The sequence below is a fragment of the Pseudomonas furukawaii genome (genome assembly GCF_002355475.1).
In the GTDB taxonomy this organism is placed as follows: Bacteria; Pseudomonadota; Gammaproteobacteria; order Pseudomonadales; family Pseudomonadaceae; genus Metapseudomonas; species Metapseudomonas furukawaii.
Genome location: NZ_AP014862.1, coordinates 3,200,931 through 3,215,866, shown reverse-complemented (window position 1 = coordinate 3,215,866; position 14,936 = coordinate 3,200,931). Strand labels below are relative to the sequence as shown.

Here is a 14,936-nt window from a genome sequence, read left to right as displayed (position 1 = left end):
GCCTTCATGCGGTACGCCACAGCCAACCGACTCACCCCGCTTTCCTCCGAGGATCGATGACCATGAACACCCCGCATCACTCCGCCCGTGCAGCAACCGCCGAGAACCAGTACGTGCAGGTCAATGGCAACGAGATCGCCTATCGCACCTTCGGTGTCGGTAGCCCCATCGTCCTGGCCAATCGCATGCGCGGCACCCTGGATACCTGGGATCCGCTGTTCCTCGACTCGCTGGCCGACCGGCACACTGTGATCACCTTCGACTATCCGGGGGTCGGCTACTCAAGCGGTACGCTTCCCGACGACTTGGGCGAGGTCGCCCGCTTCGTGAGCGATTTCACCACCGCGATCGGACTGGACAGCTTCGCCATGCTGGGGTGGTCCTGGGGCGGTTTCACCACGCAGACGCTGCTGCTCGACCAACCGGAGCGCGTCACCCATGCGATCCTGGTGGGCACCAATCCCCCGGGGCCGGGTCAACTGCCGATCCAGCAGGTGTTCATCGACCGCGCGATGAAACCGGTGAACGACCTGGACGACGAGGAGGTGCTGTTCTTCGAGCCCAGGTCCGCGTTCAGTCGCGCGGCAGCCAAGGCCTCCCATGACCGCATCTACGCGCGTCCCGATGTCGTTTCGAAGATTCCGTCGCGCTTGGAGCAGTTCATGGTGTACCTCAAGGCTGCGGAGGTCTTTCGCGAAGACGCGCTGGGACGCCGCGCCGGACTGACCCGGACGCGTACGCCGATGCTGGTCATCAGTGGTGACAACGACACCAGTACCGCTGGCCAGAACTGGTTTCCGCTCATTGGCCAGCTGCAGAACGCGCAATTCGTCTTCTATCCCGAATCGGGCCATGGCCCCCAGCACCAGTACCCGGAACTGTCGGCGGAGTACATTGCCGACTTCATCGCCCGAACCTCCTGCTGATCCCAGCGTCCCGGCTGGCCGGCGAACGGCGGCGCGGGTGCGTTCGCGAGCGAGCTCCTGATGACGCCCTCGACGCTGGAGTACCGCGCGGATGGGTGAGCTTAAGAATTTTGTGTTCTAAAAGGATGCTTCTATTGCCGTTATCGATGCTATGCAAAGTCGTTGGTTCGAGACCGCGATTCGTCCCCGGCCGCCTCCCGTGCGGGCCCCGTAGAAACGGCGCAAAGCCGCGCCGCAGACGGCCCACGACAACCTTAAGATCCCATTAAGACGGCCTTCTGGTGCCTTCAGTTTGGATTCAGCAAACGCGGATAACGTGACGCCATCCGACCTGATGAGCTGAAGAGGGCTCCACCATGAACAAGACCGTTGTGTCCCTGGCCCTGGCGGGTGTCGCCGCCGTTCCTGCCTTGTCCCAGGCCCGCGAAATCACCCTGGATACGAAACTCAAGGACTACCGGGGTAACGAGGCCTACCTGGCGATCTACCTGACCGATGCCCAGGGACAGTACCAACGCACCCTCTGGGTAGCCGGCAAGAAGGCCAAGTACTACAAGCACCTGCGTGACTGGGCGCGTGGCAGCGGCCTGCGCCCGGCCGAGTTCGACGGGCTCACCGGTGCCAGCGTGGGTGGCGGCGAGACCCTGAGCGTCTCGGTGGAACTGGCCGACGCCCTGATCGACGCCGGTTACGAGATCCGCGTGGATTCGGCGGTGGAGGACAAGCGTGACGTGCGCGCCGACGTGCGTGTGCCCTTGAGTTCGGCTGGCGGACAGGCCCAGGGCAGCGCCCAGGGTTTCGTCGAGCAACTGAGCTACCACTTCTGACGGGGCGGGCCGAGTCATGTCACAACGTGTCCATCTCTATCTCAGCCTGGTCTTCGGCCTGCTGCTGATGGTGGCGGCCGGCTCCGGCCTGCTGCTTGCCGGCAGTGCCCTGCTGGACCAGTTGCAAGCTCCGGTGGCCAGCGGCCAGAACCTGGCAGCGGTGGCCGAGCAGGTGGTGCGCCAGGTGCCGGGTGCGGAGCGCCTTGAACGGTCTCCGAGCGGCGAGCTGCGGGTGAGCTTCAGCGGCGTGGACGGCGAGGGCGTGGTGCGAGTCGACCCGGCCACCGGGCTGGTACTGGGGGACTACGTCCCGTCGCCGGCCATGGCCTGGATTCGCACCCTGCACCGCGACCTGCTGCTGGGAGACGGCGGACGCCTGATGACCGGCGTCGGGGCGCTGGCGCTGGCGCTGCTGTCGCTCTCCGGACTGTTCCTGCTGGCGCGCCGCCTGGGTGGCTGGCGCCGGCTGTTCAGCCCCTTGCCGCCGGTGGGCGGCGCTGGCCAGTGGCATACCCGCGTTGCCCGCTGGGGACTGCCGCTGCTGCTGGTGCTGGCCCTCAGCGGGGCCTACCTGTCGGCCGCCAGCCAGGGGCTGATCGCCGATGGCCAGGGCCAGGAGCCGGCCTATCCCGAATCGTCTAGCGTCGGGCCGGCCGCCCCGATCGGCCAGTTGCACGCCCTGCGCCGGTTGTCCCTTGACCAACTGCGGGAGCTGGAACTCCCCATGCCGGGGGACGGCTTCTACACGCTTCACCTGGCCCAGGGCGACGGTTACGTGGACGCCGTCACCGGCCAGTGGCTGAGCTACCAGCCCCACGGCAGCGCACGCAACCTCTACGAACTGGCCTACCGGCTGCACACAGGGGGATTCGGCCCGATCTGGACGCTGCTGCTGGGCGCCGCTGCCGGCGCGACCTTGTTCCTTGCCGGCAGCGGCCTGCTGGTCTGGTGGCGGCGTCGGCAGGTGCGTGGTGCGGCAAGCCGCGGCGCTGCGGCCGACGAGGCCGATACGCTGGTGCTCGTGGGCAGCCAGGGTGGCAGCACCTGGGCTATCGCCCGCCAGTTGCAGGCGCAACTGGTGGCCGCCGGTTGCCAGGTTCATTGCGCACCGATGAACGAGCTGGCTTCGCACTATCCGAACGCCCGTCGCCTGCTGGTGCTCACCGCAACCCATGGCGATGGCGAAGCACCGGATTCCGCGCGCTCGTTCCTCGACCGGCTGGCCCGCGGCGAACTGGGCGGCGGCCTGGAGTTCGCCGTGCTGGGCTTCGGTGATTCGCGCTTTCCCCGTTACTGCGGCTATGCCGTGAAGGTCGACCAGCAACTGCGCAATCGTGGGCTGACGCCGCTGCTGCCGATGGCCAGCGTCGACCGCCAGGACCCGGCGCAGCTCCAGCAGTGGGCCCAGCGGCTGGGTCAGCGCCTGGGACTCGCCCTCGACCTCAAGGCCGGATTGGCGGATGAGCCGCGCTACGGCCTGACCCTGCTGAGCCGCGAGCTCTATGGCCGTGAAGGCGACGCGCCAGCCGCCGTGCTGCGTTTCGCCTGCGAGGGCGCCACCTTCGCGCCGGGCGACCTGCTCGGGGTGCGCCCGGGGCCGGGTGAGGCGGTGCGCTATTACTCCATCGCCAGCAGCACCGAGGATGGCTACCTGGAAATCTGCGTCCGGCGTCATGCCCAGGGCCGTTGCTCCGGCTGGCTGCATGAACTGGCACTGGGCGAGCGCATCGAGGGCAGCCTCCAGGCGCATCCCGAGTTCCGCCCGGTGGTGGGCCTGCAGCCGGTGATCCTGATCGGTGCGGGCACCGGCCTGGCGCCCCTGATGGGGTTCATCCGTACCAACCGTTTGCGCCAACCCATGCACCTGTTCTGGGGTGGGCGCTGTCCCGAGTCGGATTTCCTCTACGAGTCGGAGCTGGGCCAGTGCCTCACCGATGGTCGCCTGCAGCGCCTCAGCCTGGCGTTCTCCCAGGGCCATGAGCGCCACTACGTGCAGGACCGACTGCGTGAGCAGGCCGAGGAGTTGCGGGCGCTGCTGACCCAGGGCGCCCAGGTGCGGGTGTGCGGCTCGCGGGATATGGCTCAGGGCGTGCGCAACGCACTGGTGCCGGTGCTTGCCTCGCTGGGGGTGGATCTGGATGGACTGCGCCAGCAGGGGAGGTACCGCGAAGATGTCTACTGAGACGCCAACTCTGGCGCGCTATCGGATCAGCGGGCCGACCATGGGCAGCCGTTTCACCGCCGTATTCGAGGGCCCGCCGGGCCTCGCGGTGGAGCCGTTGCGCGCCGCCCTGCAACAGGCGGTGGACCGGGTGGACCGGCAGATGTCCAGCTGGAACCCGGACTCGGACCTGATGCGCCTCAACGCGGCGCCGCTGAACGATTGGGTAAGCCTGCCGGAGGAACTGGTGTGGGTGCTGGCCAGCGCCTTGCGCATTTCCCGCGAATCGGGCGGTGCCTTCGAGATCGCCGTGGGGGCGTTGGTGGGCGCCTGGGGGTTCGGTCCCGGACCTGCCCAGGCGTTCAAGCCGGGTGCACCGGCTTCGGCCTGCATGGCCCTTGAGCTGGATCCCGAGGGATGCCGGGCGCGCAAGCATCAGCCGCTGACGCTGGACCTGAACGGCATCGCCAAGGGGTTTGGCGTCGACGAACTGGCCCGCTGCCTGGCGGCGTTCGACCTGCCGTGCCACCTGGTGGGCATCGACGGCGAGATGCGCGCCGGGCTGGCCCGCACCGATGGCCGGGAGTGGGCGGTGGCCCTGGAAGCACCGTTGCGCGGACGGCGCGAAGCGCGCGGGCTGCTGGAGCTGGCGGAGGTGTCGGTGGCCACTTCCGGCGACTACCGGCACTGGCTTGATGGCCCCGGAGGCACCTATGCCCACACCATGGATCCCCGACGCGGTGCGCCGTTGGACAACGGCCTGGCCTCAGTCACGGTGCTGGCCACCAGCTGCATGTATGCCGATGCCTGGGCCACGGCGCTGATGGTGTTGGGGGTGGAGAGCGGCTGCCGTGTGGCCCGGCAGCAGGGGTTGCAGGCGATCTTCCTGCAGCGCGAAGGCGCGGCGCTGCGGGAAGTGACGGTCGGCCTCTGAGCGCCTTGCACATTGCCGGCTTCGTTGCCCGTACCTCCGGCTGATCCCCGCGCGGTGCGGGTGCGTTCGCGAGCAAGCTCGCCCCTACGGGGATCAGGAGCCGTCCTGTCGGCGGTCAGCCCAAGGGCGGTAGCTGGAGGATTTCCGCGCACGCGAGGATGGAGCGCCGCTGGGCCTGGGCGTAGAGCGCCAGTTCATCGCGCACCTCGGCGCCCAGGGCGGCGTGGAACTCGCTCTGGCTGGAGCTGATGGCGTAGCGCGACTGGGCGTTGTCGCCGAGGTTGGACTGGAAGATGCCAGCGGCGCTGACCGGCAGGAAATCCTCGTAGACCAGCGGTTCGTAGGCGACATGGCCGGCTCGGACCAGGTCATCGAGGGTGCGCGGACGCAGTTCGTCGCTGCGGGCGGCCAGTCCCTTGTCGGTGACGAAATAGCGGAAGTAGGCGAGGTCCTGCTCTCGCATGCTCGCGTAGTCATCCGGGAAGGCCTCGAAGTGCTGCGCCATGAGTGCGTCGTAACGGGCGGCGTTGTGCTCGGAGGGGAAATCGCCGAGGGCGTCGCGGGCGGCGTTGAGCAGGTCGTCGTAGAGGGCGCGGCCCTTGGGGGTGAGGGCCGCGCCGCGCTGTTCGATCTCGCCGAAACGGGCGGTGTGGCTGCCTTGTGCGCTGTCCTCGCCGGTGAAGGCGACCTTTTCCTGCAGGGCCTTGAAGCTGGTCTGGCGCAGCAGGATCGGGCACCGGCGGCGCGGCGGACCTTCCACCACGGCCTTGGGAGTGATGCCGCGTTCGGGCATGCCGGCCTGGATCAGGTCGATGTCCAGGGTGCGCGGGGTCAGGTGGTTGATGTGCGGCCCCTTGAAGGCCACCACGTCGGCGATCAGCCGGTGCTGGTCGTGCAGGCGCTGGTACTGCTCGGCGCTGACCCTGGCCTGGGTGTGCCAGCGGAAGGTTTCCAGGGCTTCGCGGACGAAGGCGTCGGCATCGGCCTCGCCCAGCCCGCCCTGGGCTTCGTGGCGGGCGATCAGCTCGCGGCAGCCGGGGGTGAAGATATCGCGGCGGGCGAGGATCTCGGCGGCCTCCTGGCGCAGCGCGGTATCGGTGATCAGTTCGAGGCGCAGCAGTGAGGTGAAGACACGGAAGGGGTTCTTCGCCAGCGCTTCGTCGCCCACCGGGCGGAAGGCGGTGGAATGTACCGGCACGCCGGCGGGGCTGAGGTCGTAGTAGCCAACGGGCTCCATGCCCATCACCGCGAAGAGGCGACGGATCATCGACAGCTCGGCGGCGGTGCCGACACGGATGGCACCGTGGCGCTCCACCGACAGGCGTTCCAACTCGCCGCTGCGTTCCAGGCGCTGGCGCAGTTCCGGCTGCTCCTCCAGCACACGCCGGTTGGTGTCGGCCACCAGGTCCAGCAAGGTCCCGTAGAGCGGTACTTCGTTCTTGTACATCTCGGACATGGCGCGCGAGAAGCGGCTGCGGATCTCGTCGGCGGGGGTGAATCCCTGTGCGGTCATGGTGAGGCGATCTCCTGGCGGAACCGATGGGGCCACGATTGGCATGGGAGGATTCTGCGACCGCGTCCTGGGGCTGACAAACGACATCTCTTCAGTACTTCATTCCTCGGGGGAATGAAGCCGGGCGAAAGAGCCTCGCCGGCTGTGGGTTTCATTGTTTTATTCGGGAAAGCAGGGCGTGGCGAGGGAACCGGCCCGGGGGATTCGCCGGCGAGCCGGCTCCTGCGATCTGCCTCGCAGGAGCGAGCTCCACCAAGGTGGATCAGCTTCGTAAGGTGGATGACGCTGCTTTCATCCACCTGTGGGTTCCGCGCCAGGCACCCGCGTGGATCGGTGAAGCGCGATCCACCCTACGGCGCTCCGTCAGCCTGAAGCAGGCAGGAGTGGCTTCGTAGGGTGGATGACGCTGTTTTCATCCACCTGTGGGTTCCGCGCCAGGCACCCGCGTGGATCGGTGAAGCGCGATCCACCCTACGGCGCTCCGTCAGCCTGAAGCAGGCAGGAGTGGCTTCGTAGGGTGGATGACGCTGTTCTCATCCACCTGTGGGTTCCGTGCCAGGCACCCGCGTGGATCGGTGAAGCGCGATCCACCCTACGGCTGCGATGTGCCTCGCAGGAGCGAGCTTCAGCAAGGTGGATCAGCGTCGAGGGTGGATGACGCTGTTTTCATCCACCTGTGGGTTCCGCGCCAGGCACCCGCGTGGATCGGTGAAGCGCGATCCACCCTACGGCGCTCCGTCCGCCTGGCATAGGCAGGAGTGGCTTCGTAGGGTGGATGACGCTGCTTTCATCCACCTGTGGCGTCCGCGCCAGGCACCCGCGTGGATCGGTGAAGCGCGATCCACCCTACGGCCCTCCGTTAGCCTGACGCAGGCAGGAGTGGCTTCGTAGGGTGGATGACGCTGTTTTCATCCACCTGTGGGTTCCGTGCCAGGCACCCGCGTGGATCGGTGAAGCGCGATCCACCCTACGGCCCTCCGTTAGCCTGACGCAGGCAGGAGTGGCTTCGTAGGGTGGATGACGCTGTTTTCATCCACCTGCGGGTTCCGCGCAAGGCACCCGCGTGGATCGGTGAAGCGCGATCCACCCTACGGCCCTCCGTCAGCCTGACGCAGGCAGGAGTGGCTTCGTAGGGTGGATGACGCTGTTTTCATCCACCTGCGGATTCCGCGCCAGGCTCCCGCGTGGATCGGTGAAGCGCGATCCACCCTAGGGCGCTCCGTCCGCCTGGCATAGGCAGGAGTGGCTTCGTAGGGTGGATGACGCTGTTTTCATCCACCTGTGGGTTCCGTGCCAGGCACCCGCGTGGATCGGTGAAGCGCGATCCACCCTACGGCGCTCCGTCCGCCTGGCATAGGCAGGAGTGGCTTCGTAGGGTGGATGACGCTGTTTTCATCCACCTGTGGATTCCGCGCCAGGCTCCCGCGCGGATAGGTGAAGCGCGATCCACCCTGCGGCGCTCCATCCGCCTGGCGCAGGCTGGCCAGCAGGGCCTGGACGGGATGGCGCAGGCCGACGCCGGCGAGGCGTTCGGCCTGGCTGCGGCAGGAGTAGCCGTTGGCGAGCACCCGGTCGCCCTGGCGTTCCAGGATGCCTCGCCAGGAGAGGTCGAAGATGCGCGCCGAAGTGGCGCGGTTCACCGCCTCGTGGCCATAGGTCCCGGACATGCCGCAGCAGCCTGCGGCCAGGGGTTCCAGCCGTTGCCCCAGGCGGCGGAACACCGCTGGCCAGAGGTTGGCGGCACCCGCTGCGTTGGTGCGCTCCGTGCAGTGCCCGAGGAGGAACCAGGGTGTCTCCGCGAGGGGCGTTTCGGGGTGATCGGCCAGGGCTTCAGCGAGCCATTCCTGGGGCAGCAGCACCTCCGGTGCGGCATCCCCCAGCGAGGTGCGGTACTCCTGCCGGTAAACGAGGGTCATGGCCGGATCCAGTCCCACCAGTTTCACCCCCTGGGCGGCCAGTTCGTTGAGCTGGGCGGCATTGCGCCGCGCGGCCCGCTCGAAGGCGCCGAGAAAGCCCAGGACCTGCAATGGCTTGCCATTGGGCCGGTAGGGCGCCAGCAGCACGCGATAGCCCAGGCGTGAAAGCAGCTCGATGAAATCGGCCAGCAGCGGTGTCTCGAAGTAGCGGGTGAAGGCGTCCTGCACCAGGATCACGCTGCGGGCGCGCGACGGGGCGTCGAGGTCTGCCAGGCGTTCGGGCGTGGCTGTCTCCACCTGCCAGCGACGCAGCACCGGTGCCAGGTCGAAGCGGCTGAGGAGCGGGCTGTCCACCATCCCCGCGAACCGGGCCAGGAACTGGCGGCTGAGCCCCAGGCCCATCACGCCGTTGTAGAACCAGGGCACCCGCGCGAGCCAGGGCATGCTGAACTCCAGCGAGCCGATCAGGTAGTCCTTCGCCGGGCGCAGGTAGCGGCTGTGGTAGAGCTCGAGGAAACGGGAGCGGAACTCCGGGACGTTCACCTTGATCGGGCACTGCCCCGCGCAGGACTTGCAGGCGAGGCAACCGGACAGGGCGTCGAAGACCTCGTGGCTGAAGTCGTCGTCCCGGCGCCGGCCACGCCAGGCCTTGGCCAGCCACTGGCCGATACCGGCGGCGCGCGCGCGTTGGCTCGCCGCCAGCACATCCACACCGGCCAGCCCCTGCAGGCGCAGCCACTCACGGATCAGCGAGGCGCGGCCCTTGGGGGACTGGGTCCGGTCACGGGTGGCTTTCCACGAGGGGCACATGGCGTCGTCCGGGTCGAAGTTGTAGCAGGCGCCGTTGCCGTTGCAGTGAACGGCGCTGGACCAGGAGCGCCAGACACGCTCGTCGATCTGCCGGTCCAGTTCGCCGCGCAGGGGCACGCCGTCCAGCGGGGTGAGTGCGGCGTCGCCGCCCGCCGGGGTGGCGATCTTGCCGGGGTTGAGCTGGTTGTGTGGGTCGAAGGCCGCCTTGACCGCCTGCAGCGCGGGATAGAGCGGGCCGAAGAACCGGGGCGCGTATTCCGAGCGCAATCCCTTGCCGTGTTCGCCCCAGAGCAGGCCGCCGTACTTGTGGGTGAGGGCGGCCACCGCATCGGTGATGGGCCGGACCAGGGCGGCCTGGGCCGGGTCCTTCATGTCCAGTGCGGGGCGCACGTGCAGCACGCCGGCATCCACGTGGCCGAACATGCCGTAGCGCAGTTGGTGGCTGTCCAGCAGGGCACGGAATTCCGCGATGAAGTCCGCCAGGTGCTCCGGGGGGACGGCGGTGTCTTCGACGAAAGGCTGCGGGCGTGCCTCGCCCTGGGCGTTGCCCAGCAGGCCGACGGCGCGCTTGCGCATGGCGTAGACCTGCTTGATCGCCCCCGCACCCCGCGCCACGGTGTGGCCGAGTCGCAGCACGCTGCGGTCCTGGCCGAGGTGGGCGAGGAAGCGGGCGACCTGGTGGTCGAGCGCCTCGGCATCGTCCCCGGAGAATTCCACCAGGTTGATGCCGAGGGTCGGGGCCTGCGGGGTCTCGGGGAAGTAGTCCGCGACCTGGTGCCAGGTGATGTCCTGCCTGGCCAGTCCAAGCACCGTGGAGTCGAGGGTTTCGATGGACAGGGGATGCAGGGCCATCAGCGCGCGGGCATCCCGCAGGGCGTCCATGAAGCTGGCGTAGGAGACGTTCACCAGCACCGAGTGGCGGGGAATCGGCAGCACGTTGAGGCGGGCCTCCACCACGAAGCCGAGGGAGCCTTCCGAGCCACAGAGGATGTTGTTGAGGTTGAGCCGTCCCTGCTCGTCGCGGAGGTGCGCCAGGTCGTAACCGGTGAGGCAGCGGTTGAGGGGCGGGAAGGTCCGGCGGATCAGGTCGCCCTGTTCGCGCTCCAGCTGCGCCAGGGTGCGGTGCACCTCACCGATCCGGCCCGGCTCGGCCAGGCGCATCGTCAGGGTTTCCGGGGCGAGCGCGCAGGAGTGCAGGCATTCGCCGCCCAGCAGCAGGGTATCCAGCTCCAGTACGTGGTCGCGGGTCTTGCCGTAGGTGCAACTGCCCTGGCCGCTGGCATCGGTGTTGATCATGCCGCCCAGGGTGGCGCGGTTGGAGGTGGACAGCTCGGGGGCGAAGAACAGGCCATGGGGTTTCAGCGCGGCGTTGAGCTGGTCCTTGACCACGCCGGCCTCGACCCGGACCCAGCGTTCCTCGACGTTGATTTCGAGGATGCGGTTCATGTGCCGCGACAGGTCCACCACCAGCCCCTGGGTGAGGGACTGGCCGTTGGTGCCGGTGCCACCGCCCCGTGGCGTGAGGACGATGTCGCGCCATTCCGGGCGTCCGGCCAGGCCGGTCAGCAGCCGGACGTCCTCCCGGTGCCGGGGGAACAGCGCCGCTTGTGGCAGGCGCTGGTAGATCGAGTTGTCGGTCGCCAGGACGGTGCGGGTGCCATGGTCGGGGGTGATTTCCCCCTGGAACCCCTGGTCCACGAGCGACGCCAGGAAGTCGCGGTAGCGCCTTGTGAGCGCCGCCGGGGAAGCGAGTCGGGCAATCATGTCGTCAGCGCAGCTCGGCCAGGCATGTTTCGAGGATGTCCAGGCCCTGTTCGAACAGCTCGGGCTCGATGGTCAGCGGGGCCAGCAGGCGCACCACGTGGCGGTACTTGCCGCTGGGCATCAGCAGCAGGCCCCGGTTCCGCGCCGACTCCAGCAGGGCGGCCAGCTGCGCGGTGCCGGGCTGGCCCTCGGGGGTCAGCAGTTCGATACCGCGCATGCAGCCGGTGCCGCTGAGGCGCCCGAGGCAGGGCGTGAGCCCGCGTTCCCGCCAGTGTTCGTAGCGGCGGACGATGGCCTGCTCCTGGGCTTCGCCCCAGGTCGCGAGGTTGGCGTCGCTGAGCTGTTCGAGGGAGGCCAGCGCGGCGGCGCAGGCCAGCGGGTTGCCGGAGTAGGTCCCGCCCAGGCCGCCCTTGGGCAGGCCGTTGACCAGCTCCGGCCGGCCCACCACGGCGCCCAGGGGCAGGCCGCCGGCGATGCTCTTGCCGAGCAGCAGCAGGTCCGGCTCGATGCCCAGGCGGCTGAAGGCGAAGCGCTGGCCGGTACGGCCGAAGCCGCTCTGGATCTCGTCGACGATCAGGCGGATGCCGTGCTGGTCGGCGAAGGCGCGCAGGCGTTGGGCGAAGGCCGGGTCCATGGCCTGGAAGCCACCTTCGCCCAGCACCGGCTCGAAGATGAAGCAGGCGATGTCGTTGACGTCCACTTCGACGCTGAACAGCCGCTCCAGGGCGGCGAAGGCCTGGTCGGCGCCGACGCCGTTGTCGGCGCTGGGGTAGGGCACGTGGTACACCGGGCCGGGCAGGATGCCGACGCGCTGCTTGTAGGGCGCGACCTTGCCGTTGAGGTTGAGGGTGGCGAGGGTGCGGCCGTGGAAGCCGCCGTCGAAGGCCACCACCCCGGTGCGGCCGGTGGCGGCCCGGACGATCTTCAGGGCGTTCTCGGCGGCCTCGGCGCCGCTGTTGGTGAGCATGCCGGCCAGCGGGTAGCTGACCGGCACGAAGGCCTGCAGGGCCTCCATCAAGCGGCGGTAGCCGGCATGGGGAACGGCGTTGAAGGCCGAATGGATGAGCTGGCCGGCCTGCTCGGTGACGGCCGCCACCACCGCCGGATTGCAGTGCCCCAGGTTGAGCACGCCGATGCCGCCGACGAAGTCGATGTAGCGGCGCCCCTGGTCGTCCCAGACCTCGGCGTTGCGGCCGTGGCTGAGGGTGATGGGATGGACGATGCCCAGCGGGCTGGCGATGGCGGAACTCATGGGCGCACCTCGGCCCGCAGGCGAGTGCGGAGGGTGGGGCGGTCACGCAGGGGCATGGAGCGGTCCTCTTCGGGCGGGTATTTCCCTTTATCAGAGCGAGGAAGGCGGGCCGCTCACAAGCGAAAAGAAATTATCGGGTCATTCCTTAAATTCGGGATGTCGGGCGGTCGGCGAGTCGCCACGGAATCAGGACGCCGCGTCGTAGGGATTGGGTTTGCCCACCCGTTCCAGGACCCAGTCGACGAAGGCGCGCACCTTGGGGATATCGATGGAGGTTTCGGCGAAGGCGAGGAAGTGGCGTCCCTGGCTCGGCTTGTGGTGCTTCCAGGGGATCACCAGCTTGCCCTCGGCCAGTTCGTCCTCCACCAGGAAGTGCGGTACCAGCGCGACGCCGCAGCCCGACTGGGCGGCGCGGATGCACATGTAGAAGGTGTCGAAGCGCGGCCCGTGGTAGCTGTGTTCGTGGTCGATGCCCTGTTCCTCGAACCATTCGTGCCAGGCTTCGGGGCGCGAGGTGCATTGCAGCAGCACCAGGTCGGCCAGCTCGGCGGCGCTCTCCAGCGGGCGGCCGGGCAGCAGGTCCGGGGCGCACACCGGCACCACGTCCTCGCCGAACAGCTCGATGCAGGTGGCGCCGGGCCAGGAGCCCTGGCCGTAGAAGAAGGCCACGTCGGCCTTGGCCTGGACCAGGTCGAAGGGTTCCAGTTCGTTGCGGATGTCCAGGTGGATGCTGGGGTTCTGGCGGGAAAAGCCCTTGAGGTTGGGGATCAGCCAGCGGGCGCCGAAGGTGGGCTGGGTCGCCACCCGCAGCACTTCGGTGGCGCCGCCGTAGGAGAGGATGTAACGGCTGGAGATGTCCACCTGGGTGAGGATCTTGTTCACCTCCGCGAGATAGAGCTCGCCGGCCGGGGTCAGTTGCAGGCGCCGGCGTACGCGGTGGAAGAGCAGGTGCTGGAGCATGTCCTCCAGTTGCGCCACCTGCTTGCTCACTGCGCTCTGGGTCAGGTGCAGCTCTTCGGCGGCGCGGGTGAAGCTCATGTGCCGGGCGGCGGACTCGAAGCATTGCAGGGCGGCCATGGAGGGAAGCAGGCGTTTGGACATGTCGGGCTCTGGGCAGGGGAAGGGTGCATTTCATTCCCTAGGGGAATGATGTGGTGCTTAAAGGTCGTTTGTTGCAGCGGGTGCGGAGGATTAATACTGACCCCCGTCAATGAAATCAACCACCTACCCGATGCAGGAGAACGACATGGTTGACGAGCTGCTCAAGAAACTCGGTGTCAGCGCCAGCGCCTACCAGGGGGGCGACCATCCCGTGCATACCCCCATCGACGGCAGCCGCATTGCGCAGGTGACGCTGGAGAGCCCGGAAGCCGTGGCCGGCAAGATCGAGGCGGCCCACCAGGCCTACCTGGCCTGGCGCGATGTGCCGGCACCGCGCCGTGGCGAACTGGTTCGCCTGTTCGGCGAAGTGCTGCGCCAGTACAAGGCGGAACTGGGCGAGCTGGTGTCCATCGAGGCCGGCAAGATCACCCAGGAAGGCCTGGGCGAAGTCCAGGAAATGATCGATATCTGCGACTTCGCCGTGGGCCTGTCGCGTCAGCTCTACGGCCTCACCATCGCGTCCGAGCGCCCCGGCCACCACATGCGCGAGAGCTGGCATCCGCTGGGCGTGGTGGGTGTCATCAGCGCCTTCAACTTCCCGGTCGCGGTGTGGGCCTGGAACACCACCCTGGCCCTGGTCTGCGGCAACGCCGTGGTCTGGAAGCCGTCGGAGAAGACCCCGCTCACCGCCCTGGCCTGCCAGGCGCTGTTCGAGCAGGCCCTGGCACGCTTCGGCGAAGCGCCGGAGGGTCTGAGCCAGCTGGTGATCGGCGACCGCGCCGCTGGCGAGGTGCTGGTTGACCACCCGCGCGTGCCCCTGGTCAGCGCCACCGGCAGCACCCGCATGGGCCGGGAAGTCGGTCCGCGCGTTGCGGCACGCTTCGGTCGCTGCATCCTCGAACTCGGCGGCAACAACGCCATGATCCTGACCCCCAGCGCCGACCTCGACCTGGCCGTGCGCGGCATCCTCTTCGCCGCCGTCGGCACCGCCGGCCAGCGCTGCACCACCCTGCGCCGCCTGCTGGTGCATCGCTCCATCAAGGACGAGGTGGTGGCCCGGGTGAAGGCCGCCTACGGCAAGGTCCGCATCGGCGACCCGCGCAAGGACAACCTGGTGGGGCCGCTGATGGACAAGCAGGCCTTCCAGGCCATGCAGGACGCCCTGGTGCGCGCCCGCGACGAGGGCGGTCAGGTGTTCGGCGGCGAACGCCAGTTGCAGGACCAGTTCCCCGACGCCTGGTACGTGTCCCCGGCCATCGTCGAGATGCCCGCGCAGAGCGCCGTGGTCCGTCACGAGACCTTCGCGCCCATCCTCTACGTGATCGCCTATGACGACTTCGAGGAGGCCCTGGCGCTGAACAACGAGGTGCCCCAGGGCCTGTCGTCCTGCATCTTCACCACCGATATCCGCGAGGCGGAGCGCTTCCAGAGCGCCTCGGGCAGCGACTGCGGCATCGCCAACGTCAACATCGGCACCAGCGGCGCCGAGATCGGCGGCGCCTTCGGTGGCGAGAAGGAAACCGGCGGTGGCCGTGAGTCCGGCTCCGATTCCTGGAAGGCCTACATGCGCCGCCAGACCAACACGGTGAACTACTCCCGCGAGCTGCCGCTCGCCCAGGGCATCGTCTTCGACTGACCACGCTTGCCCCTGCCGGCAGTCCCCCCGACCGGCAGGGGCCTTTTGACTCCATTCTTCAGCGCGCGGCCTGGGAGGTCCGTGCCGCCGCCTGCT

At 68.4% G+C, this 14,936-nt stretch carries 8 protein-coding genes and 1 pseudogene; 5 read left to right on the top strand and 4 right to left on the bottom strand.

The features are described 5' to 3' along the window. The first annotated feature begins 62 nt into the window (after positions 1-62). The 4 genes from KF707C_RS15000 (at position 63) to KF707C_RS14985 (ending at position 4,848) form a co-directional block, all read left to right on the top strand. Complete coding sequence (locus KF707C_RS15000) at positions 63-926, top strand: alpha/beta fold hydrolase (RefSeq protein ID WP_003452196.1); 864 nt, start codon at positions 63-65, stop codon at positions 924-926. 356 nt (positions 927-1,282) lie between these two features. After that, on the top strand, positions 1,283-1,753 hold the full coding sequence (locus KF707C_RS14995) for a DUF2271 domain-containing protein (RefSeq protein WP_003452197.1): 471 nt from the start codon (positions 1,283-1,285) through the stop codon (positions 1,751-1,753). Between the two features lie 16 nt (positions 1,754-1,769). Further along, entirely contained in the window at positions 1,770-3,935 is a 2,166-nt protein-coding gene (locus KF707C_RS14990) for a PepSY domain-containing protein (protein WP_003452198.1), read from the top strand. Continuing rightward, positions 3,925-4,848 carry an FAD:protein FMN transferase gene (locus KF707C_RS14985; RefSeq protein WP_036992861.1) on the top strand — a complete coding sequence of 308 codons (924 nt, stop codon included), beginning with the start codon at positions 3,925-3,927 and terminating at the stop codon, positions 4,846-4,848. Before KF707C_RS14990 ends, KF707C_RS14985 begins: the two co-directional genes overlap by 11 nt. 115 nt (positions 4,849-4,963) lie before the next feature. On the opposite strand, the gene hglS is transcribed toward KF707C_RS14985, so the two are convergent. From hglS to gcvA, 4 genes and pseudogenes are all read right to left on the bottom strand, one after another. Beyond that, the gene (hglS, locus tag KF707C_RS14980) at positions 4,964-6,361 is read right to left on the bottom strand and encodes a 2-oxoadipate dioxygenase/decarboxylase HglS (protein ID WP_003452200.1); all 1,398 of its coding nucleotides are present in this window, start codon (positions 6,359-6,361) and stop codon (positions 4,964-4,966) included. Positions 6,362-7,833: 1,472 nt separating this feature from the next. Continuing rightward, positions 7,834-10,851, bottom strand: a pseudogene (gene ydiJ, locus KF707C_RS14975) (D-2-hydroxyglutarate dehydrogenase YdiJ); the annotation flags it as partial. Positions 10,852-10,855: 4 nt separating this feature from the next. Further along, positions 10,856-12,103, bottom strand: coding sequence for a 2-aminoadipate transaminase (locus KF707C_RS14970; RefSeq protein ID WP_003449525.1), 1,248 nt, complete (start codon positions 12,101-12,103; stop codon positions 10,856-10,858). A 186-nt stretch (positions 12,104-12,289) separates the two neighbouring features. Beyond that, positions 12,290-13,204 carry a transcriptional regulator GcvA gene (gene gcvA / locus KF707C_RS14965; protein WP_003449523.1) on the bottom strand — a complete coding sequence of 305 codons (915 nt, stop codon included), beginning with the start codon at positions 13,202-13,204 and terminating at the stop codon, positions 12,290-12,292. Between the two features lie 145 nt (positions 13,205-13,349). Between gcvA and amaB the strand changes: the two genes are divergently transcribed. Beyond that, entirely contained in the window at positions 13,350-14,840 is a 1,491-nt protein-coding gene (amaB, locus tag KF707C_RS14960) for an L-piperidine-6-carboxylate dehydrogenase (protein WP_003449519.1), read from the top strand. Positions 14,841-14,936 lie beyond the last annotated feature (96 nt).

Excerpts from the sequence above, each read along its gene's own strand:
- KF707C_RS15000 (WP_003452196.1), top strand. The coding sequence starts at position 63 with ATGAACACCCCGCATCACTCCGCCCGTGCAGCAACCGCCGAGAACCAG.
- KF707C_RS14995 (WP_003452197.1), top strand. The coding sequence starts at position 1,283 with ATGAACAAGACCGTTGTGTCCCTGGCCCTGGCGGGTGTCGCCGCCGTT.
- KF707C_RS14990 (WP_003452198.1), top strand. The coding sequence starts at position 1,770 with ATGTCACAACGTGTCCATCTCTATCTCAGCCTGGTCTTCGGCCTGCTG.
- KF707C_RS14985 (WP_036992861.1), top strand. The coding sequence starts at position 3,925 with ATGTCTACTGAGACGCCAACTCTGGCGCGCTATCGGATCAGCGGGCCG.
- hglS (WP_003452200.1), bottom strand. The coding sequence starts at position 6,361 with ATGACCGCACAGGGATTCACCCCCGCCGACGAGATCCGCAGCCGCTTC.
- KF707C_RS14970 (WP_003449525.1), bottom strand. The coding sequence starts at position 12,103 with ATGAGTTCCGCCATCGCCAGCCCGCTGGGCATCGTCCATCCCATCACC.
- gcvA (WP_003449523.1), bottom strand. The coding sequence starts at position 13,204 with ATGTCCAAACGCCTGCTTCCCTCCATGGCCGCCCTGCAATGCTTCGAG.
- amaB (WP_003449519.1), top strand. The coding sequence starts at position 13,350 with ATGGTTGACGAGCTGCTCAAGAAACTCGGTGTCAGCGCCAGCGCCTAC.